Consider the following 21,152-nt stretch of genomic DNA (forward strand, 5'->3'; position numbering starts at 1 on the left):
CGTCCCGCTCATCCCCGCGAAAGCGGGGACCCAGTGCTGTGGATGGACGGTCCCGCCGGGAAGGCTGGCCTTGCAATCCAGGCCGCCGGCGCCTCAACGAAAGGACTGGGTCCCCGCTTTCGCGGGGATGAGCGGAAGAGGGTGAGCCTTTGAGGGCGGCCATGATCCTGGGCTGTAGCGGCCACAGGCTGACGGAGGAGGAGAAGGCCTTCTTCTCCGACGTCCGCCCGTGGGGCTTCATCCTGTTCCGTCGCAACGTCGACAGCCCGGACCAGCTCAGGGCGCTGACGTCCGAACTGCGCGACTGCATCGGCGACGCCGACGCCCCGGTCCTGATCGACCAGGAGGGCGGTCGGGTGCAGCGAATGGGCCCGCCGCACTGGCCGAAATATCCGCCGGGCGACGCCTATCTGAAGGCCACCAACGACCTGCTCGGCGCGCGGGAACTGGTCCGGCTCGGCTCACGCCTGATGGCGCACGATCTGAAGTCGGTCGGGATCAACGTCGACTGCCTGCCGGTGCTGGACGTGCCGGTGCCGGGCGCCCACGACATCATCGGCGACCGCGCCTACGCCCGCGACCCGGCCACCGTCGCCCAGCTGGGCCGCGCCGCCGCCGAGGGCATGATGGCCGGCGGCGTCCTGCCGGTGATCAAACACATGCCCGGCCACGGCCGCGCATTCGCCGACAGCCACCACGACCTGCCGGTGGTGCACGCCGACTTCGCGGCGCTCGACGGCTGGGACTTCGCGCCCTTCAAGGGCCTGTCGGACATGCCGATGGCCATGACCGCCCACGTCGTCTTCACCGCCATCGACGGCAAGCGCCCCGCCACGACCTCGAAGAAGGCCATCAGGCTGATGCGCGGCCACCTCGGCTTCGGCGGTCTGATCATGACCGACGACCTGTCGATGAAGGCCCTGTCCGGCTCCCTGACCGAGCGGGCCGAAGCCTCGCTCAAGGCCGGCTGCGACGTGGTCCTGCACTGCAACGGCGACCTCGCCGAGATGCGTCAGGTCGCCGAAGCCGTCGGCGCCCTCCAGAGCAAGGCCGCCAGACGGGCCGACGCCGCCATGGCCCGCATTGTCCGCTCACCCGAACCGCTGGACGTCCGCGAGGCCCGCGACCGCTTTGACGCCATGCTGTCGGGCCGCCTGAACGCCGCAAAGGGGCCTGACGTCGGAGAGGCGCAGGCATGACCTCAAGTAGCGCGAAGCGCGGTAGGTCACTCAAATGACCGACGCCTTCCAGCCCAATCTGGACTTCACGGCGGTCGAACAGGCTGACGCCCGCGACGCCTTCGTCGTCGATCTGGAAGGCTACGAAGGGCCCCTGCACGTGCTGCTGGCGCTGGCGCGAACGCAGAAGGTCGATCTGCTGAAGCTGTCGATCACCAAACTGGCCGAGCAGTATCTCGCCTTCGTGCACGAGGCCCGCCGTCGCAATTTCTCACTCGCCGCCGACTACCTCGTGATGGCGTCGTGGCTGGCCTATCTGAAGTCCCGCCTGCTCCTGCCCCGCAACGAGAAGGGCAAGGGCGACGAGATGCCGGCCGAGGAGATGGCCGCCGCCCTGGCTTTCCGCCTCCAGAAGCTGGAAGCCATGCGCAAGGCGGTGGAGGCGATCACCGCCCGTCCGAGGCTCAAGCGCGACGTCTTCACCCGCGGCGATCCCGAGGCGCTGGTCATCGTGCCGTCCGACCGCATCGACGCCAGCCTGTACGAGCTGATGGCCGCCTATGTGACCCAGCGACGTCGCGAGGAGCTGCGTCGCTACAATCCCGGCCAGCGCGTCGAGGCCTTCCAGCTGGAGGCCGCCCGCGACTGGTTGCGCGACATCCTGCCCCGCCTGAACCAGTGGACGCCGCTGGAGCGCATCGCCCCCGAGAAGGACGGCGACGAAGGCCCATCCCAGGCCAGTTATACGGCGTCCACCCTGTCGGCCAGCCTCGAGCTGGTGAAGGAAGGGGCCATGGATGTGAAACAGGCCGAGGCGTTCGCCGAGGTCTTCCTGAAGCGGCGCGGGCAGGGGCCCGGGATGGGCCAGCCGCTGGAGTTGACCCCGTGATCCAGTTCGCCCCCGACCATGACGAGATCGAACGTCGCGTCGAAGCGCTGCTGTTCGCCGCCGCCGGTCCGCTGTCGGCCGCCGAGATCGCGCGCCGCCTGCCCGAGGGCGCCGACGTGGGCGGAGCCATCTCCGGCTTGCGCGAACGCTACCAGGGCCGCGGGGTCGAGCTGGAATGCGTCGCCGACCGCTGGCGCTTCCGCACCGCCGCCGACCTCAGCTTCATGATGACCGAGGAGCGCGAGGAGCCGCGCCGCCTGTCGAAGGCCGCGCTCGAAACTCTGGCCATCATCGCCTACCACCAGCCCTGCACCCGGGCCGAGATCGAGAGCGTGCGCGGCGTCTCCCTGTCCAAGGGCACGCTCGACCTGCTGCTCGAGATGGGCTTCGTGAAGCTGAAGGGTCGCCGCCGCACGCCGGGCCGCCCGGTGACCTACGGCACCGCCGACAAATTCCTCGAACACTTCAGCCTGGCCAGCCTCTACGACCTGCCGGGCATCCAGGAGATGAAGGCCGCGGGCCTGCTGGACCTGTCTATCCCGGTCGGCTTCGAGGTCCCGGATCCGACCCGCACGTCAGACGAGGACGACGCCCCGCTGCTGGAAGGCATGGAGGACTCGCCCGAGTTCGCACAGGACTTCGTCAGCGACGACTGATCGGGGTCGTGCATTCCTGCACGGCCCTTGCTAATCGGCTTCGATGATCGCTCGCCTTCGCCCCGTCCCGTTCGACCTCGGTCCCGTCCATTTCGTGGGGATCGGCGGCATCGGCATGAGCGGCATCGCCGAGATCATGCTCAAGATCGGCTATTCGGTGCAGGGCTCGGACGCTAAAGCCAGCGCCAACACCGAGCGGCTGGAGAAGCTGGGCGCGAAGGTTTTCATCGGCCACGACGCCGCCAATGTCGCCGAGGGCGTGTCGGCGGTGGTCTATTCGACCGCCGTGAAGGCCTCGAACCCCGAGATGGTCGCGGCCCGCGAACGCCGCATCCCGCTGGTTCGCCGCGCCGAGATGTTGGCCGAACTGATGCGCCTGCAGTTCTCGATCGCCGTCGGCGGCACCCACGGCAAGACCACCACGACCTCCATGGTCGCGGCCCTGCTGGACGCCGCCGGTCTGGACCCGACGGTGGTCAACGGCGGCATCATCAACGCCTACGGCACCAATGCGAAAGTCGGCGACGGCGACTGGATCGTGGTCGAGGCCGACGAGAGCGACGGCAGCTTCCTGCGCCTCAAGTCGACCGTGGCCATTGTCACCAACATCGACCCGGAACACCTCGACCACTACGGCGACTTCGATGGAGTGCGGAAGGCGTTCATCGACTTCGTCGAGAACATCCCCTTCTACGGCTTCGCCGCCGTCTGCCTCGATCACCCCGAGGTCCAGCGCCTCGTCGCCTCGATCGATAACCGCCGCCTGGTCACCTACGGCCTGAACCCCCAGGCCATGGTCCGCGCCGACAACTGCGACATGGGCCCCGACGGCTGCCGCTTCGACGTGGTCATCCAGCAGCAGGGCATGGCCGCGCTGGAGGAGCCGATCCGCATCGAGGGCCTCTATCTGCCCATGGCCGGCTGGCACAACGTCTCCAACGCCCTGGCCGCCATCGCCGTGGCGCGCGAACTGGACGTCTCGGACGAGGCCCTGCGCAAGGGTCTGGCCGGCTTCGGCGGGGTCAAGCGCCGCTTCACCACCACCGGCGTCGCGAACGGCGTCCGCATCATCGACGACTACGGCCACCACCCGGTCGAGATCGCCGCCGTCCTCAAGGCCGCCCGTCAGGTGGCCGAGGGCCGCGTCATCGCCGTGGTCCAGCCGCACCGCTTCACCCGCCTGCGCGATCTGATGGGCGAGTTCTCGACCTGCTTCTCCGACGCCGACGCCGTCATCGTCGCCGACGTCTATCCGGCCGGCGAAAGCCCGATCGAGGGCGTGGACAAGCACGCCCTGGTCGACGGCGTCCGCCGCTTCGGCCACCGCTCTGTCCAGCCGCTGGAGAACGCCGCCGTCCTGCCGCGCATGATCCGCGAAGAGGCCAAATCCGGCGACCTGGTCGTCCTGCTCGGCGCCGGCGACATCACTAGCTGGGCCTACGCCCTGCCGGCGCAGCTGGAGGCGCTGGGGTGAGCTATTGGGACCTGGTCGAACCCTATTGGGACGACGTCCGCATATATGACGAGCCGGGGGTCTTCACCGCTCAGCTCGCGAGATTGCCCGAACCGTCCCGGCACCTGTTTGTGACCCACTGGACCCAGTCCGAAATCCAGAATGGCGGACTTGGCCAGTTCTTTAGCAACCACACGGGCATACTGGCTCCCGAAGCTGTTGTGGGCTTCCAAGCGCTCGGGATGCCGGAAACGTCTGCGCAACTTGCGCTGGCCATGCGGGCCTTCGGTGAGGCCTATCCGAGAGAGCGTGCCGCTCGCGGAGGTGTCACGCCCTCGACCGAGATCGAAGACCGCTTTGCGGACCTGTTGGAAACCGAGGCCGGAGGCTTCTGGGACGCCGCCGACCGCTATGCTTTGAAGAATGAAGCCGCTCAAAGAAAGTTAGACGGCTCAGGACGTGCCTCCTGATGAGCGTTCGCGAACCCTTCGCCACCGGCGGCTGCCAGTGCGGCGCCGTCCGCTACGCGCTGGACGCCCGGCCGCGCACGGCCGAGTTCTGCCACTGCCGCATGTGCCAGCGCGCCACCGGTCAGGTCGCCGCCGGCTTCCTCGACGTGGACCGCGCCGCCTTCAGCTGGCTGGGCGAGCCGTGCGCCAACTATCGTTCCTCGGACAAGGCGCAGCGCGGCTTCTGCCCGAAGTGCGGCACGCCCCTGACCTTCGACGCCTTCGCCGAGCCGACCATGGCGGTCAGCATCGGGAGCCTCGACGACCCTAACCTCGTGCCGCTGGGCGGCCACTGCGGGATTCAGTCGAAGGTGCGCTGGCTGCGCCTCAACGACGGCCTGCCGCAACGTAACACCGGCGAAGGCGTCCCCGCCGCGCCGCTCTGGTCCGAACTTGATCAAGGACACGCATGACCTGGCGCGACTCTCTCCCCGCCGTGCGCGGCAAGCTTTTGCGTGATGAACCCCTCGCGCCTTTCACCTGGTTCCGGGTCGGGGGCTCCGCCGATGTGCTGTTCCTGCCGGAAGACGAGACGGACCTGTCCGAGTTCCTGAAGGCTCTGGATCGGAACGTGCCCGTCACGACGCTGGGGGTCGGGTCGAACGTCATCATCCGCGATGGCGGCGTTGAAGGCGTTGTGATCCGCCTTGGGCGCGGCTTCAACAAGGTTCAGGTCCTCGATTCCGTCAGCATATCGGCAGGTGCTGCGGTTCCGGACGCCATCCTTGCCCGGAAGGCTGCAGAGGCGGGGATCGCGGGGTTGGAGTTTCTCGCAGGCATACCCGGCACCGTCGGCGGCGCCGCATTCATGAACGCTGGCTGCTACGGTAGTGAGACCAAGGATGTGCTCGTCACGGCGACTGTGATGGACCGCAAGGGGTCTGTCTTCCTGATGAGTGAGGCCGATCTCCAGTACACGTATCGGCACAGCGCCCTGCAGGATGCAGACCTTGTTGTGCTGTCAGCCCTGTTTGAAACAGAGGCGGGCGATCCTGCGGTCAGCAAGGCCAAGATCAACGAGATCACCTCGCGCCGCGAACAGACCCAGCCGATCCGCGAAAAGACCGGCGGCTCGACCTTCAAGAACCCGGACGGCCACTCCAGCTGGAAGCTGGTCGACGAGGCCGGCTGGCGCGGCAAGCTGCACGCCGTCACCGGCGGCGGCGCCATGTTCAGCGAGCTTCACTCCAACTTCATGATCAACCCGGGCGAGGCCACCGCCGCCGACATCGAAAGCCTGGGTGACACCGTGCGGGCGGACGTGCTGGCGAAGACCGGCATCGATCTGCACTGGGAGATCCGGCGCATTGGCCGCCCCGGCTGACACGTCCGTCTGCCCGGGCTGCGGTTCGCGGCTCGCGGCCGTCGACGGGCCGGTCCACGCCTACATGACCTCGTCGCCCGCCTGCTGGGGCGCGTTCAACACAGTCATCGCGCGCGAGTTCGAGGACCCGTCCCTGATGCCGGTCCACCGGCTGACGGTCGACGTCTGGGCGATCCAGCATCCCGGGGACGGTTCGCGTCGGGCGATCCAGTCCGTCGGCCTGCATCTGGCGCGCCTGTGGGTCCAGATCGAGGGTGGGCTTACGGGCGAGGCCGCCAACACCGCCATGCTCGGCTTCGCCGCCCGCAAGGCGAGCCTGCCCGAACTACCCCAGCGTGACCGTTACGCCGTCACCGTCGCTGACGTCGTCGACGCCGTGGAGCCCGACGCCCACCGCGCCGCCGTACGCCGCTGGGCCGAGGCGACCTGGGCCGACTGGTCCGATCACCACGATTTCATCCGCCGCTGGGCGCGCGATGGTTGATGCCTTGTTAAGGACATTCGCCGCATTGCGGTGAGTGTCTGTGGAGCCCGTCATGACCCGCCCGTTTTCCGACCTGCACGTCGCCGTCCTGATGGGTGGTCTGTCGTCGGAACGGGAGGTCTCGCTGTCCTCAGGCAAGGGTTGCGCCGATGCGCTGGAAGGGCAGGTGGCCCGGGTCAGCCGCGTCGACGCCGGCCGCGATCTGGCCCAGGTCCTCGCCGAGCTGAAGCCCGACGTCGTCTTCAACGCCCTGCACGGCGAATGGGGCGAGGACGGCTGCGTTCAGGGCGTGCTGGAGACCCTCGCCATTCCATACACCCACTCCGGCGTTCTCTCGTCGGCCCTGGCCATGGACAAGGACAAGTCCAAGGCCGTGCTGAAGGCCGCGGGCGTGGTCGTGCCCGGCGGCGGTCTGTTCGACCGCATGGCGGTGGCGCGCAGCCACGTCATTCCGCCCCCCTATGTGGTCAAGCCGAACGCCGAGGGCTCCTCGGTCGGCGTCTATGTGGTCATGCCCGGCGACGCCCCCTGCGCGGCGACCGGCGAGGGCAGTTGGACCTATGGCGAGCTGGTGATGGTCGAGCCCTTCGTGGCCGGCAAGGAACTGGCCGTGACGGTTCTTGGGGAGAAGTCGGGGCCGCGTGCCCTGACGGTGACGGACATCACCCCGAAGAAGGGCTTCTACGACTACGAGGCCAAATACGCCCCCGGCGGCTCCAGCCACGTGCTTCCGGCCGAACTGCCGCCACACATTTTCGAGCGAGCGCTGCGCGAATCCGAGCTGGCGCATACGGCGATGGGTTGCCGAGGGGTTTCACGATCGGACTTTCGTTATGACGATCTTAACGACGTTCTCGTTCTTCTGGAGGTCAACACCCAGCCCGGCATGACGCCGACTTCGCTCAGCCCTGAGCAGGCCGCCTATGTCGGGATGGATTACAAAGACCTGGTCCGGTGGATGGTGGAGGACGCCTCATGCCCGCGGTAGTTCGCGGCGGTCGGCGACAGAATTCGAACCAGCCTGCCAAGCGGCCTGCGGCTTCCAAAGGGGGAGGGCGCGGTCGCGCGCCGCGTAACGCTCCGGCTGTGCCGGGGAAGATGGCGGCGATCGGCAGGCTCGACCTGTCGCCGCGCGCGGTGATGATTTCGATTGCGGCCGGCGTGCTGGTCCTCGCCGGCGTGCTGGCGACCGGCGCGCGCGCCGAGCGCATCAGCGCCTCGATCGGCCACGGCGTCGACGGCCTGACCGCCGGCATGGGCCTGAAGCTGGAGAAGGTCTTCATCGAGGGCGAGAGCCCCGAGGCGACCGCCGCCATCCAGCACGCTGTCCAGCTGCAGGCTGACCAGCCGATGACCTCCATCGACCTCGACGCCGTGCGCGAGCGGGTCGAGCAGGTCGGCTGGGTCAAGTCGGCGCGCGTCGTGCGTCTGCTGCCGAACACCCTGATCGTCGACGTCACCGAACACGACCGTCTCGCCGTCTGGCAGACCGGCGGCCGCGCCTTCGTCATCGACGGCCACGGCCAGGTCATCCAGGGCGCCGATGCCGGCCGCTATCCGAACCTGCCGCTGGTTGTCGGCAAGGGCGCGGAGCAGGCTGCTTCAGAAGTGTTGCCGCTGATCGCGCAACGGCCGCGGCTGATGTCGCGTCTGGAGGCGCTGGTTCGCGTCGACGAACGCCGCTGGGACCTGCGCCTGAAGGACGGCAGCCTCATCCAGCTGCCCGCCACCGATCAGGACGCGGCCCTGATCCAGCTGGACGCGCTGGATCAACGCGAGCGGCTGCTGGAATTGGGCTTCGCCCGCATCGATTTGAGAACGCCCGAGGAGGTCGCCGTCCGGCCCTCCGCCGGCGACGTAACGGGTTAGGGACTGCGCATGGCCGGACGTTCGATGGACAGATCGGTAGAGGGCAAGGGCGCCGCAGGGCGCGCGCCGGTCGTCGCCGCGCTTGACCTGGGTCAATCCAAGGTCGGCTGTTTCATCATGAAGCCCGAGGGCGTGCGCCACGCCGACCGCACCATCCGTGTGGCCGGGGCAGGGCACGTGCAGTCGCGCGGCATCCGCGGCGGCGGCATCGTCAGCATGGACGAGGCCGCCCAGGCCATCGGCCACGCCGTCGAGCGCGCCGAACGGGCCGCCGGCTCGCCGGTCTCGGGCGTCGTCGTCACGACCGCCATCGGCCAGATGGCCAGTCATCGCGTCCAGGCTCGCGTCTCGCTGGGCCAGAACCCTGTCGGCGACGCCGATCTGGCGCGCGCCATCGGCATGGCCCTGGCGCAGATCCGCCTGCCCAACCGCCGCCCCATCCACGTCCTGCCGATCGCCTGGTCGGTCGACGGCGCGCGCGGCGTGCACGATCCGCGCGCCATGCGCGGCCACTCGCTCGGCCTCGACCTGCTGGTCGTCTCCATGGCCGAGAGCGCCTTCAATGCGCTCAGCCACTGCCTCGAGCTGGCGCACCTGGACCTGCAGGGCGTCGTCGCCGCGCCGGTCGCCTCGTCGCTGGCAGCGCTGGAAGACGACGAGATGGATCTCGGCTGCGTCTGCATCGATATGGGCGGCGGCGCCACCTCGGCGGCCGTCTGGGGCGGACGCTCCCTGCTGCATATCGAATCGCTCAACGTCGGCGGCGATCATGTCACCGCTGACATCGCCCGCGGCCTGTCGACCTCCCGCGCCGGCGCCGAGCGACTCAAGACCCTGCACGGCTCGGCCATGGCCTCGGCCAACGAGGACCGCGAGATGCTGGAGGCCCCGCCGCGCGGCGAGGACCCGTCCGCCGGCCCCGTCGTGGTGCCCCGCGCCATGCTGAAGACCGTCATCGCCCCGCGCGTCGAGGAAACCCTCGAACTGCTGCGCGACCGTCTGCGCAACGCCGGCGTCGGCCTCGAGCCGGGCGCGGGCCTGGTCCTCACCGGCGGCGCCAGCCAGCTGAACGGCGTGCGCGAACTCGCGGTGCGTGTGTTCGATCGTCCGGTCCGGCTCGGCAAGCCCCAGCGGGCTCCTCACCTGGCCGACGCAGCCTCCGGACCGGCCTTCTGCTCGGCGGCCGGCGTCCTGCTTCGTGCAGCCTATGGTCCGCGTGAAGCCGTATCGGCCAGAAAGCTGATGTCACGTCAGATCACCGCTGCCGATGCGCCCCGGCAACACACTGGTGGGCTCGTTGCGCGCGCCGCTGGCTGGCTTCGCGAGAACCTCTGATACTCCAATCAGGTGAAGTGTGGCTTACCTGTGACGGTTGCTCGTCAACTTGAAGTCGACGAAAGCGTTGCCCTTGCCACCAACGTGTCAGCCTCGTTAGGGATTGGGCACGCGTGTGACTTAGGTGTGGCACGGGCGGGGCGCAGCTTTCAGCTATTGCCGCATTAACCTTCCAATCGGGGGACTTTTCCGAGTGATCAATTTGTCAAAAGAACGCCTTCTGACTTCCACCATCGTGGCCGGTCTCGCCGCCTTCGGCGCCGTGACCTTCGTCCCGACCGCAGTTCTGGCCCAGGACGGCCAGGATGAGGCCGACCAGGACGCGACCGAAATCGAAGAAGTCGTCGTCGTTGGTTCGCGCATCCGTCGCGACACCTACAACTCGCCGTCGCCCATCCAGGTGATCACCCGTGATGAAGCGACCCTCGCTGGTCTGGCTTCGACCACGGAAATCCTGCAAGGCACCGCGATCACGGGCGGCAGCGCCCAGATCAACAACCTGTTCGGCGGCTTCGTCGTCGACGGCGGTCCCGGCGTCAACACCGTCTCGCTGCGCGGCCTTGGCCCGACGCGTACCCTGGTCCTGCTGAACGGCCGTCGCGTCGCTCCGGCCGGTTCGCGCGGTTCGGTCGGCTCGGCCGACCTGAACGTCCTGCCGTCGGCTCTGATCGAGCGCGTCGAAGTGCTGCGTGACGGCGCTTCGTCGATCTACGGTTCGGACGCCGTCGCCGGCGTCATCAACATCGTGACCCGCAACAACCTCGAAGGCCTGATCATCGAGGGCCAGTACAACGCGACCACCGACGCCGCCGGCGAAGGTGACCAATCGCGTATCTCGATCGCGGGCGGCCTGAACGGCGACCGTTGGCACGTCCTCGGTTCGGCCGAGTACTACAACCGCGAAGAGCTGACCCTCGGTGCCCGCGACTGGGCTCGCTGCCCGACGCAAGGCTTCACGGACGGCACCGACTACATCGATCCGATGACCGGCAAGTCGAAGTGCTTCTCGCTCGACAACGGCGGCGTCACCATCAACACCCTCGGCACGGCCACCGTTGCCGGTCAGGGCGCTCTGGGCGGCTCGGCCACCTTCAACCGCTGGCGTCCGAACTCGGCCGTCACCACGGGCCTGACCGGCTTCGAAGGCGTCGGCGGCGGCAACAGCGGCTACGGCACCAGCGTTCGCGACACCTTCGACCCGCGTGTGCTGAACAACTCGCTGTTCTCGCCGGTTGAAGTCAGCACCCTGTACCTGGCCGGCGGTTACGACCTCGGCGCTCTCGGCGACGCCGAGATCTACGCAGAGTCGCTGTTCAACCGTCGTGAATCGAGCCAGGTCGGCTTCCGTCAGCTGACCCTCGACTACGCCCAGGGCAGCCCGCTGGTCCCCGCCAACATCGCCGCTCTCGCGCCGATGTCGGGCAACCAGGGCCTGAACCCGGGTCGTAACGTGCAAGCCCGCGCCTTCATCGGCTTCGGCAACTACGACTCGACCCAGGAAGTCGACTTCTTCAAGAACCTGGTCGGCATCCGTGGCGACTTCTTCCTGCAGAACTGGGAATACGACGCCTACGTCAGCTACACGACTTCGGAATCGACCTACACGTCGGAACAGTTCCTCACGGACCGTCTGATCAAGTCGCTGGACGTCGTCGCCGCTCCGGGCGGTACGCCTTCGTACCTCGTCCGCAACGGCCTGACCTGCCGCGCCAACGTCGGCAACCCGGCTGAAATGTGCATCACGGCTCCGGCCCTGAACAACGCCACGATCGGCGGCGACCTGCCGGCCGACTTCGTGAACTACGTGTTCCGTCCGGTCACCGGCATCACCAAGTACAACGAGCTGGTCTTCTCGGGCGGCCTCAGCGGCCCGCTGTTCACCCTGCCCGCGGGCGAGGTGCAGGCCTATATCGGCGCCGAGTACCGTGAAGCCGAGATCGACGACACGCCGGGCCTGGATTCGCAGAACGGCAACACCTACAACTTCTCGACCGCCGCCATCACCCGCGGTTCGGATTCGGTGGTTGAAGTCTTCGGCGAAGTTGAAGTGCCGCTGCTGGCGAACATGCCGTTCGCCCAGGAGCTGACGCTGACGGCTTCGGGTCGTTACACGGACTACGAGTCCTACGGTGACGACACGACCTACAAGGTCGGCCTGGTCTACACCCCGGTCGACTTCCTGACGTTCCGCGCCACCTACGGCACCTCGTACCGCGCCCCGGCGCTGTTCGAGCAGTTCCTCGGCGCCACCGCTGGCTTCATCAGCAGCACGAACGACATCTGTAACGACTACACCAACAGCCCGAACCTCAACATTGTCGCGAACTGCGGCTCTGAAGGCCTGCCGGCCGGCTTCACCGCCACCAGCAGCGTCCAGGTTCTGCAAGCTGGTGGCGCCGCTGCCGGTCTCTCGGCTGAAACCTCGACGAACTTCACCACGGGCCTGATCCTTCAGCCCGAACTGCCGACCGGCTGGGGTGATTTCTCGTTCGCGGTCGACTACTACGAGATCGAAGTCAGCAATGGCGTCGATCAGGTCGGCACGAGCTTCATCCTGTCGCAGTGCTACGGTTCGGCTACCGCCGAGTTCGCCGCGGACAACGGCTATTGCGCCCTCGTCTCGCGTAACTCGGCCACCCGCGCCCTGACCGTGACCAACGGCTACGTCAACATCGCTTCGGACCTCCTGACCGGCGTTGACTACAACCTGCGCTACAGCGTGGACGTCGGTCCGGGCTCGATGCTGTTCAACGCCTCGGCGACGAACTACATCCGCCGCGAGTCGATCCTGTTCCCGACCGACCCGGTCTACAACTCGGTCGGCAGCCTGAACGATCCGGAATGGTCGGCCACGGCCAGCGTCAGCTACTCGTGGGATGCCTGGCGCGTTCGTTACGGCGTGGAATGGATCGACGCCATGTCGGACGAAGAGCTGTACGCCGAACAAAACGGCGGCGTCAGCCTGGCGGCCAACGGCATCGACGCCTCGGTCGACGAGTACTTCCTGCACGGCGTCTCGGCGCAGTGGTCGTCGGATGACCTGACGGTCACGGCCGGCGTGCGGAACCTCTTCAACGAGCGTCCGCCGACGGCGACGGGTTACTGGGTTGGTGGCGTGGGCAACTCGCCGCTGTACTCGGGCTACGACTTCGTGGGCCGCAGCGTGTTCATCAACCTCTCGAAGTCCTTCTAAACCAGGGCTTTCTGAGCGACACGAATGGGGGCGGCGGACTTCGGTCCGCCGCCTCTTTTCGTTTGTCCGGAGCAACGGCGGAGCCGGTTCTGCGGCTCGCGTCCCAACGTCGGCCCTCAGACAGGGCCGTGGGCGTCCCTGGCCTCCGGCGACAGGGATATCTGTCTCGCGTCGTCAGTGCGGCGGCCGCGCCCGGTTCCGGGCTCGCAGATCGGCCCCCGCACATCCCGACGTCGTTCCGGCTACAGCGATGGCCAGCCGGGCTTCGGTCCCTGTCCCGGAGGCCAAGGCGCCTGATGAACCTCAAAGTACAGCGCCGCGTGATCCGCGTCGGCGCAGCCGCGACTCCCGCTACCGCCCAAAGCAGCGGAGTCAGCCGGTGTGGGCCCCGGCAGCTTTTGGCTCCCCATCTGCGAGCGCCGTCGCCGGAGGGCTGGCCGGCAACGAAAAAGGCCGCCCCCCGAAGGGAGCGGCCTTTCCGCATTGTATGAAGCGAGTGTCGGCCTAGAGGCCGTTGCCGCCGCAACCGGTGCGGAGGTAGTCTTCGATTAGCCGCAGTTGCTGGGCCTCGACCGCCGGCGTCCAGGCCGGGCCGTGGGCATAGTCCTGGACCACGTGGTACTGCACGTCCTGACCGCTGCCGCGCGCGGCGCCGACGAAGGCCGCCGACTGCTCCAGCTCGACGGTCGTATCCCGGTCGCCGTGGAACAGCATGATCGGGATCTGGATCCGGTTGGCTTGGGTGACCGGGCTCAAGCCATTCACCGTGTCGCGCTGGGCTTCACGGGTGTAGGGGTTGCGGAACAGGCCCGAGCGGATGCGGCTCAGGTCCGACACGCCGGCCCCGGCGATGGCGCACTTGTAGTTTCCGTTCGGACGCACGGCGGCGGCCATGGCCGCGTAGCCGCCGTACGAGAAGCCGAACATGGCCACGCGATCCTGTTGGGCGACACCCTGTTCGACGAGCCATTTGGCGCCGTCGTCGAGATCGTCCTGCATCTTCTGGCCCCATTCGTTGTCGCCTGCGGTCCAGAGGCGGCGGCCCCAGCCGTCCGAGCCGCGGAACTGGGGCTGCAGCACGGCGTAGCCGCGCGACGTCAGCAGCACGCGCCACCACGAGTAGTCCCATTCCAGATTGTCCCGCGACCACGGGCCGCCGTGCGGCATGATCACGGTAGGGAAGGGGCCCGGGCCGAACGACGCCGGCGGGCGGCTCAGGAAGGCCGGGACGTCCAGGCCGTCACGCGCCTTGTACGAGACCATCTGCGTCGTTCCGAGCGCTGCGGGATTTACCCCGGGATAGGGCCGCGACAGGGGCGTCAGTTCAGTCTTGTTCTTCAGGAGGTAGTACTGGCCCGGATCGTTGACGCCGCCGGCCCACACGACGGCGACATTCATGTCCTCGGAGATCGAGACGATATTGAAGTAGCGGTCCTGCGGATAACGGATCATCCGCGTCTGGCCGGTGGCCGGATCGGTGAAACGCAGCGGGGTTTCCTGGATGTTGAGTGCGCTCTTCAGCGCGTCGTTCAGGGCGGCGTATTCCGGGTCGACGACATATTCGTCGTCGCGCGGCCCGGCGTAGTGGAAGCTGATCACCTGGCCGAAGGTAGGTCCCTCCCGGTTGTCGACGGCCACGCCGGTGGCCTCGAACAGCGGGTGTTCGAAGGCGACTTCGCCCAGCTGGCGGCTGCGGACGTCGTATTCAAAGATCGCCGCCTTGTCCCGGCCGCGGTTCGAGATGACGTAGGCGATGTTCGGGTCCGCGGTGAAACCGGCGATCGCGAAGACCTCGCGGTCCTTGATGTGGTTGCGGATATGCTCGTCCCAGCCGCCGGAGTCATTGCGGAGCTGGGTGGAGATATACAGGCCTTCCCCGTCGCGATCGGCGACCGCCCGGGTGCGCAGGGCGCCGGTCAGGTCGGTGACGTAGCCGATGGTGCGTTCGCCGGCGCGCTGGATGCGCTCCGAGCGGTTGGTCCGCACATTGAGACGATAAACCTCTGCTCCGATAGACAGCAGGATGTTGTCCGGATCGTTCGGCAGCCGGTCCAGCAGATCGGCGCTAGAGAGCCGTGCGAACCGTTCCTCGCCTTCCGATCGGGCGCGCAGCACCGACATCGGGTCGTGCCATTCCTTGCCCTCAAGATCGGTCAGCATGAACTTGCCGATGAAGGTCTTGTAGTTGTCCTGGTCGAATGGCTGCCACAGGCTGACGCCCAGGACGTTGTCCTTCACGAAGGTCACGCCCTGAATCTTCATCTGGGCCGAACCGATCGCGGTTGGCGCGGAGCCCGGGCGTTCCAGGTCCCACACCAGAATGACGCTGGAATCGCCCCGGGCCTCTACGCCCGCGATGTGCTTGCCGTCGGGCGAAACCGCCAGGCTGGAGATGGCGGGCAGGGCGGACATCTGCTCGATGGTGGGCGCCGTCACCGCGGCGGCGGATGCGTCGGCGGGCGCGGACGGCGCGGGCTGGGCGACCGCTGCGGTGCTCACGGCCAGGGCGCCGGCGAGCGCCAGAATGGATACCTTGATCATAATCAAACCCCCGGGGCGCCCCCGGGCGCCGCTACCCGCCTACTCAACCAAATCGGGAGGGAGGCCGCAATGCTCCTTTGACGCGGTAATCCCCTGTAATTCGCGGTAACGCTTGATGGAATCGGTGGCCACGGGCGCGACTCAAGTTATTCGGTAACCTCGCGTTAACGCCAAAGGGGCAATCCTTAACGCGTCTCTAACCAATGCGAAGCGGCGGGGCTTTCGCAGGCTGGAGCTGGGTCGGAAAAGGTCGGAACAAAAATGTCTCTCTCGCTGGTGCGTCCGCAAGCCACGGAACTGAAACCCCGTATCGTCGTGTTCGGCGTAGGCGGAGCCGGCGGCAACGCGGTCAATAACATGATCGACGCCGGGCTTGAGGGCGTAGAGTTCGTCGTAGCCAATACCGACGCGCAGCATCTGTCGTTCGCCAAAACCGACCGCCGCGTACAGCTCGGCGAGACCATCACCCAGGGTCTGGGCGCGGGCGCCCACCCCGAGGTCGGCATGAACGCCGCCGAGGAATCGGCCGAAGAAATTTACGGGCACCTCGACGGCGCCCACATGGTCTTCATCACCGCCGGCATGGGCGGCGGCACCGGCACCGGCGCCGCGCCGGTCATCGCCAAATGCGCGCGCGACCGCGGCATCCTGACCGTCGGCGTCGTGACCAAGCCCTTCACCTTCGAAGGCCGTCACCGCATGCGTCTGGCCGAAGCCGGCATCGCCGAGCTGCAGCGCTACGTCGACACCCTGATCGTCATTCCGAACCAGAACCTGTTCCGCGTCGCCAACGAACGCACGACCTTCGCCGACGCGTTCAACATGGCCGACCAGGTCCTGCACTCGGGCGTCCGCTCGATCACCGATCTGATGATCCTGCCGGGTCTGATCAACCTCGACTTCGCCGACGTCCGCGCCGTCATGTCCGAAATGGGCAAGGCGATGATGGGCACGGGCGAGGCCTCGGGCGACGACCGCGCGCTGATGGCGGCCCAGAACGCCATCGCCAACCCGCTGCTGGACGAAACCTCGCTGAAGGGCGCCAAGGCCGTGCTGGTGAACATCACCGGCGGCATGGACATGACCCTGCTGGAAGTTGACGAGGCCGCCAACGCCATCGCCGGCGAAGTCGACTCGGACGCCAACATCATCTTCGGCGCCGCCTTCGACCCGGCTCTGGACGGCAAGATCCGCGTCTCGGTCGTGGCCACCGGCATGGAAGACATGTCGGCCGTTAAGGCGACCCCGACGACCTCGACCTCGGTCTTCGAAACCCGTCGCCCGGCCCCGTCGTACGTTCGTCCGTCGGATCCGATCCGCAGCGAGCCGCGCGTTTCCGAGCCGGTCCGCGCCGAGGCCTCGCGCCCGGCCGCCCGCGAGGAAGCCCCCATCGTCCCGACCTTTCAATCCGCGCAGCAGACTTTCGGCGCTGTAGCCCGGGCCCCTGAGCCGAAGCCCGAGCCGGTGATCCACGTCGCCGAGGAACGCACCCTCGAGCCGATCATCGATCCGTGGGTCGAGGAGTATGAGTCGTCGCCGCGCACCGCCGCCGAGGCGACCGCGCCGCTGGCCCAGGGCGAGCTGTATCTGGACCGCGCCGCGTCGGAGTCGACCCAGCGTCAGGAACCGGCCCCGCGTCAGGAGCCGGCCTACGACGACTATGAGGATCGCGATCACCGCAAGAGCGGCTGGAGCCTGTTCGGCAAGAAGCGCCAGTCCCAGCCGACCTATCCGGCGCCGGGCTCGCGTCAGACCGAAATGCGCGCCACCACCCAGACCCAGCCGGTCAGCGAGCCGGAACTGGGCGAAGCCGAGGACGACCTCGAAATCCCGTCGTTCCTGCGCCGCCTGGCCAACTAACGACCCTTCTTCCTGCAAGCCCGCCCGCCCCGGAGCCCAGCTCCGGGGCGGTTTTCTTTGGCGCGGGCGATTGTGCCGTATCGAAACAATCCGAAACCCGACTTTCATTTTCCGCTGGCGCAGGGGCCGGTAGACGGTTCGTGGGGCGAACTCCGCACGTAGAGGCGGGACGCAGCAATAGAGAGTTTGAGTTTTGGCGGTCCGGAACGACCATCAGCAGAAGACCACCGTCGCACCGGCGATCATCGCCGGCGTGGGCGTGCACACGGGCGACCGCGTGCGTCTGGCCGTGCGCCCGGCGCCGGTCGGCACCGGCATCGTCTTCGTGCGTACGGACATCACCGACCGTGACAACCGCATTCCGGTCTCGGGCGAGGCTGTCGTCGACGCGCGCCTGAACACCATGATCGAGAACGCCGACGGCGTTCGCCTGTCGACCATCGAACATCTGATGGCCGCCTTCGCCGCCCTGGGCGTGTCGAACGCCGTGATCGAGGTCGATGGCCCGGAACTGCCGATCCTCGACGGTTCGGCCCTGCCGTTCGTCCAACTGCTGGACCGCGCCGGTTTCCGCCGTCAGGAAGCCCCGGTTCGTTACATCGAAATCCTCGAGCCGATCGTCGTCCAGGACGGCGACAAGTCGGCGGCCCTGCTGCCGTGCGACCGCTACGAGATGCGCTTCGAGATCGACTTCCCGACGCCGGTTATCGGCAACCAGGTCGTGGACTTCGTCGTCGACGAAGACACCTTCCGCGCCGAGATCATGGCCGCCCGCACCTTCGGCTTCGCCCATGAGGTCGAGGCCCTGCGCCGCGCCGGTCTGGCCCGCGGCGGCTCCCTGGAAAACGCCGTGGTCATCGACGGCGACCAGATCCTGAACCCCGGCGGCCTGCGCATGGAGCGAGAGTTCGTGAAGCACAAGGCGCTGGACGCCATCGGCGACCTGTACGTCCTCGGCGCGCCGCTGCTCGGCCGCTACGAAGGCGTGAAGGCCGGCCACGCGATCAACAACCTGCTGGTCCGTGAGCTGCTGTCGCGTCCCGAAGCGTGGCGCGAAGTGGTGCGCACGCCTGAACTGGCGATGGCGGGCTGACCAGCCCTCCGGTCAGCCCAGGCTGATCGCGCTCATCATCCTGCCGAAATTGGCTTCCCCGTTCAGATAAGCTCGCCGGTTCGAGAAGAACCGCGCCTCGTCCGTGCGCGTGTCGTGACCCGTCCATGCCGCGTCGGCGACGCCGGCTTCCTCCAGCCGCCACAGCACGAAGGCGGGCAGGTCGAACAGACGTTTGTCGTCGGCCTGGCCAGGCGCGAAGAAGCGGCGGCTGCCCGGGTCGTGGTGATCGAACCGCTCCTGGAAGTCGGCGCCGACCTCGTAGCTTTCCATGCCGATGCAGGGCCCGACTACCGCGACCATCCGCTCCGGCCGGGCGCCCAGCGCCTCCATGGCGGTGACGGTCGAGTGGATGATGCCGCCCAGCGCACCCTTCCATCCCGCATGCGCCGCGCCGACCACGCCGGCTTCCGCGTCCGCCAGCAGCACCGGGGCGCAATCGGCCGTCAGCACGCCGCAGATGACGCCCGGGGCCGCGGTGACGGTGGCGTCGCCCTCGGGGCGTTCACCCTTCCAGCCGGCCTCGGCGACGCGGGCGACAGCGGAATGGATTTGATAGCAGGCGGCGAAGTCGTCGGGCACGCCGCCCAGATGCTCCGCCACCCGACGGCGGTTCTCCGTCACGGCGTCGAGATCGTCGGTCGATCCCAGGCCCGTGTTCAGGCTGTCGTAGATGCCGGCCGAGACGCCGCCCTGGCGCGTGAAGAAGCCGTGCCGGACGCCCGCCCGGACCAGCAGCGGATGAGTGATGGGATCGAGCGCCATGGCTATTCCTCGAAACCCGGAACCACGAGCGTGCGCGGCGAGAAGATCGCGCAGGCCTTGAACAGGACTCCCATGTGGTCGTCGGCGGTCAGACGCGCCAGTTGGCGGTCGATGACAGGCGCGGCATCCGGACGGCTCGCCTTCAGCCGCTCCGCGCGATGCTCGATGCCCAGCAGGCGCAGGAAGTCGCCCTGACCGAAGCAGCCGGTGACGTCGGCTCCGGCATGCACCGCGGCCTCCAGCACGGTCGGGAAGTCGGCCCATTGCGTCAGGTCGGCGTCGCCGGGCTCAGCCAGCGGATCGACCTTCTGGTGGCGGCGCAGCGCCTGCAGCGTGTCGCCGGCCTCGGCCCGGGCGCGGCCGTAGTCGATCAGCAGGGCCGCGCCGGACGTCGCCTTCACCAGCGTCGCGAGATCACGACCGAACGCGGCCTGCTGTTCCGAAATCTCGATCGTCTGGCCCGGTTCGACCTCGAAAGCCGGGCGCTTGAAGCCGCCGGTGATCTTCACCAGGCCGAAGGTGAGGGCGCCGTCGTCGGTGACGCCGATCCGCCGCTCGGCCCAGCCGTCTTCCGTGCGCACGAACTGCCGCGCCGGCAGGCAGTCCAGCACCTCGTTGGCCACCAGGATGACGGGCGCATCAGTCTCGATCCGGTCCAGCGAGGACACCCACCGCGGATGCACGTCGCTGTCCGCCAGCATGCGGGCCTGGGCGGCGCGCAGCGGGGCGCTGGGCTCGATCAGGATCAGGTCGACGGCTTCCAGGAAGGCCGGAGCCAGTCGCGCGGCGCGCAGGGCGTCGGCCATCAGGGTGCCGTCGCCGGGCCCGACCTCGACCAGCCGCACCCGCTCGGGCGCACCCAGCCGCTGCCACAGCTCGACCGCCCACAGGCCGATCAACTCGCCGAACATCTGGCTGACCATCGGCGCGGTGATGAAGTCGCCGGTCGCGCCGATGGCGGGCCGGGTGGCGTAATAACCGCCCTCGGGATCGTGCAGGCAGCGCGTCACATAGTCGGCGACCGTCATCGGTCCCGTCAGGGCGATCTCACGCGCCAGACGGTCTCTCAGGCTCATGGATCACGCAGCGGCTGCGGCGGCGGGCGGGTCCTTCCACGCGCGCCAGATCAGCCATGCCCCGATGAGCATCATCGGCACCGACAGGATCATGCCCATGGTCAGGCCCATCGGTAGTTCCGACAGCTTGCCGGCGTCCGGCTGACGCACGTTCTCCAGCAGGGCGCGGATCAGGCCGTAGCCCAGCAGGAAGATGCCCGTGACATAGCCGGGCTTGGACAGCAGCTTCGCCTTGTGCACGGCGAACCACAGCACGCCGAACAGCACGATGCCCTCAAGGCCGGCCTCATACAGCTGGCTGGGGTGACGCGGCACGTCGCCGGCCGGGCAGAAGCCGTACATCTGCTGGATGCGGTCGTTGCAGAACCGGATCGCCCACGGAACGGTCGTCTCGCGGCCCCACAGCTCGCCGTTGATGAAGTTGGCCATGCGGCCGAAGCCCAGTCCGATCGGCACGACCGGCGCGACCAGGTCGCCGAGGCTGAGCAGGCGGATCTTGTTCTTCCAGGCGAACCAGACGATCGCCAGCGTCACGCCGATCAGGCCCCCGTGGAACGACATGCCGCCGTCCCAAAGGCGGAACAGCGCCAGCCGCTCGCCCCAATCGGCGCCGGTGAAAATGTTGCCGTACAGCGACGGCTGGTAGAACAGCGCATAGCCCAGGCGGCCGCCCAGGATGATGCCGAGCGTGATCCACAGCACCAGATCGTCCAGCTGCACGCTGTTCACGGGCGGTTTGGCGGGCTCCCACAGGGCGTTGGCGCGCGCCAGTTTCGAGGCGTACCACCAGCCCAGAACAATGCCCGCCACGTAGGCGAGGGCGTACCAGCGGATATCCAGCGGGCCGATGCTGACCAGCACCGGATCGAACTCGGGAAATTGCACGTGCGCTCCTGAAGGCGGTTCGTC

General features: G+C 67.8%; 18 protein-coding genes. 14 read left to right on the forward strand and 4 right to left on the reverse strand.

Features of this window, described 5'->3' with window-relative positions; genetic code table 11:
- Nucleotides 1–161 precede the first annotated feature (161 nt).
- The 12 genes from nagZ to GGR12_RS06365 all read left to right on the forward strand — a co-directional run bounded on the left by nagZ (nucleotide 162) and on the right by GGR12_RS06365 (nucleotide 12,890).
- Nucleotides 162–1,199 carry a beta-N-acetylhexosaminidase gene (gene nagZ / locus GGR12_RS06310; RefSeq protein WP_183203491.1) on the forward strand — a complete coding sequence of 346 codons (1,038 nt, stop codon included), beginning with the start codon at nucleotides 162–164 and terminating at the stop codon, nucleotides 1,197–1,199.
- A 34-nt stretch (nucleotides 1,200–1,233) separates the two neighbouring features.
- The gene (locus GGR12_RS06315; RefSeq protein WP_183203492.1) at nucleotides 1,234–2,067 is read left to right on the forward strand and encodes a segregation and condensation protein A; all 834 of its coding nucleotides are present in this window, start codon (nucleotides 1,234–1,236) and stop codon (nucleotides 2,065–2,067) included.
- Complete coding sequence (gene scpB / locus GGR12_RS06320) at nucleotides 2,064–2,723, forward strand: SMC-Scp complex subunit ScpB (RefSeq protein ID WP_343053117.1); 660 nt, start codon at nucleotides 2,064–2,066, stop codon at nucleotides 2,721–2,723. The genes GGR12_RS06315 and scpB overlap by 4 nt, the downstream gene beginning before the upstream one ends.
- Before the next feature lie 43 nt (nucleotides 2,724–2,766).
- Nucleotides 2,767–4,197: a UDP-N-acetylmuramate--L-alanine ligase gene (gene murC / locus GGR12_RS06325; protein WP_183203493.1), complete on the forward strand. Its 1,431-nt coding sequence runs from the start codon at nucleotides 2,767–2,769 to the stop codon at nucleotides 4,195–4,197.
- Nucleotides 4,194–4,646 carry a DMP19 family protein gene (locus GGR12_RS06330; RefSeq protein WP_183203494.1) on the forward strand — a complete coding sequence of 151 codons (453 nt, stop codon included), beginning with the start codon at nucleotides 4,194–4,196 and terminating at the stop codon, nucleotides 4,644–4,646. The genes murC and GGR12_RS06330 overlap by 4 nt, the downstream gene beginning before the upstream one ends.
- Nucleotides 4,646–5,098 (forward strand): GFA family protein, encoded by a 453-nt coding sequence (locus GGR12_RS06335; protein ID WP_183203495.1) that lies wholly within the window; start codon nucleotides 4,646–4,648, stop codon nucleotides 5,096–5,098. The genes GGR12_RS06330 and GGR12_RS06335 overlap by 1 nt, the downstream gene beginning before the upstream one ends.
- Nucleotides 5,095–6,009, forward strand: coding sequence for a UDP-N-acetylmuramate dehydrogenase (gene murB / locus GGR12_RS06340; RefSeq protein WP_183203496.1), 915 nt, complete (start codon nucleotides 5,095–5,097; stop codon nucleotides 6,007–6,009). The genes GGR12_RS06335 and murB overlap by 4 nt, the downstream gene beginning before the upstream one ends.
- A complete protein-coding gene (locus tag GGR12_RS06345) occupies nucleotides 5,993–6,493 on the forward strand; it encodes a DUF5946 family protein (RefSeq protein WP_183203497.1) in 501 nt (166 codons plus the stop codon). Before murB ends, GGR12_RS06345 begins: the two co-directional genes overlap by 17 nt.
- Before the next feature lie 52 nt (nucleotides 6,494–6,545).
- A complete protein-coding gene (locus GGR12_RS06350) occupies nucleotides 6,546–7,481 on the forward strand; it encodes a D-alanine--D-alanine ligase (protein WP_183203498.1) in 936 nt (311 codons plus the stop codon).
- On the forward strand, nucleotides 7,469–8,362 hold the full coding sequence (locus GGR12_RS06355) for a cell division protein FtsQ/DivIB (RefSeq protein WP_183203499.1): 894 nt from the start codon (nucleotides 7,469–7,471) through the stop codon (nucleotides 8,360–8,362). The genes GGR12_RS06350 and GGR12_RS06355 overlap by 13 nt, the downstream gene beginning before the upstream one ends.
- A 24-nt stretch (nucleotides 8,363–8,386) precedes the next feature.
- Nucleotides 8,387–9,697 (forward strand): cell division protein FtsA, encoded by a 1,311-nt coding sequence (gene ftsA, locus GGR12_RS06360; protein ID WP_183203500.1) that lies wholly within the window; start codon nucleotides 8,387–8,389, stop codon nucleotides 9,695–9,697.
- 202 nt (nucleotides 9,698–9,899) lie between these two features.
- Entirely contained in the window at nucleotides 9,900–12,890 is a 2,991-nt protein-coding gene (locus tag GGR12_RS06365; protein WP_221212211.1) for a TonB-dependent receptor domain-containing protein, read from the forward strand.
- A gap of 504 nt (nucleotides 12,891–13,394) precedes the next feature.
- Here the strand turns inward: GGR12_RS06365 and GGR12_RS06370 are convergent.
- Nucleotides 13,395–15,431 carry an alpha/beta hydrolase family protein gene (locus GGR12_RS06370; protein ID WP_183203501.1) on the reverse strand — a complete coding sequence of 679 codons (2,037 nt, stop codon included), beginning with the start codon at nucleotides 15,429–15,431 and terminating at the stop codon, nucleotides 13,395–13,397.
- A gap of 261 nt (nucleotides 15,432–15,692) precedes the next feature.
- On the opposite strand from GGR12_RS06370, the gene ftsZ reads away from it, so the two are divergent.
- Both ftsZ and lpxC read left to right on the forward strand, forming a co-directional pair.
- Nucleotides 15,693–17,291, forward strand: a complete 1,599-nt coding sequence (gene ftsZ / locus GGR12_RS06375) for a cell division protein FtsZ (protein WP_183203502.1) — start codon at nucleotides 15,693–15,695, stop codon at nucleotides 17,289–17,291.
- A gap of 193 nt (nucleotides 17,292–17,484) precedes the next feature.
- Entirely contained in the window at nucleotides 17,485–18,384 is a 900-nt protein-coding gene (lpxC, locus tag GGR12_RS06380; RefSeq protein WP_183203503.1) for a UDP-3-O-acyl-N-acetylglucosamine deacetylase, read from the forward strand.
- 12 nt (nucleotides 18,385–18,396) lie between these two features.
- Here lpxC and pgeF read toward each other — a convergent pair whose 3' ends face one another.
- The 3 genes from pgeF to lgt are packed head-to-tail and all read right to left on the reverse strand — an operon-like array spanning nucleotide 18,397 to nucleotide 21,128.
- Nucleotides 18,397–19,167 carry a peptidoglycan editing factor PgeF gene (gene pgeF, locus GGR12_RS06385; RefSeq protein ID WP_183203504.1) on the reverse strand — a complete coding sequence of 257 codons (771 nt, stop codon included), beginning with the start codon at nucleotides 19,165–19,167 and terminating at the stop codon, nucleotides 18,397–18,399.
- Nucleotides 19,168–19,169: 2 nt separating this feature from the next.
- Nucleotides 19,170–20,243, reverse strand: coding sequence for a class I SAM-dependent methyltransferase (locus tag GGR12_RS06390; protein ID WP_183203505.1), 1,074 nt, complete (start codon nucleotides 20,241–20,243; stop codon nucleotides 19,170–19,172).
- Between the two features lie 3 nt (nucleotides 20,244–20,246).
- On the reverse strand, nucleotides 20,247–21,128 hold the full coding sequence (lgt, locus tag GGR12_RS06395) for a prolipoprotein diacylglyceryl transferase (RefSeq protein ID WP_183203506.1): 882 nt from the start codon (nucleotides 21,126–21,128) through the stop codon (nucleotides 20,247–20,249).
- Nucleotides 21,129–21,152: the final 24 nt, after the last annotated feature.

It is taken from the genome of Brevundimonas lenta, from assembly GCF_014196335.1.
Taxonomy (GTDB): domain Bacteria; phylum Pseudomonadota; class Alphaproteobacteria; order Caulobacterales; family Caulobacteraceae; genus Brevundimonas; species Brevundimonas lenta.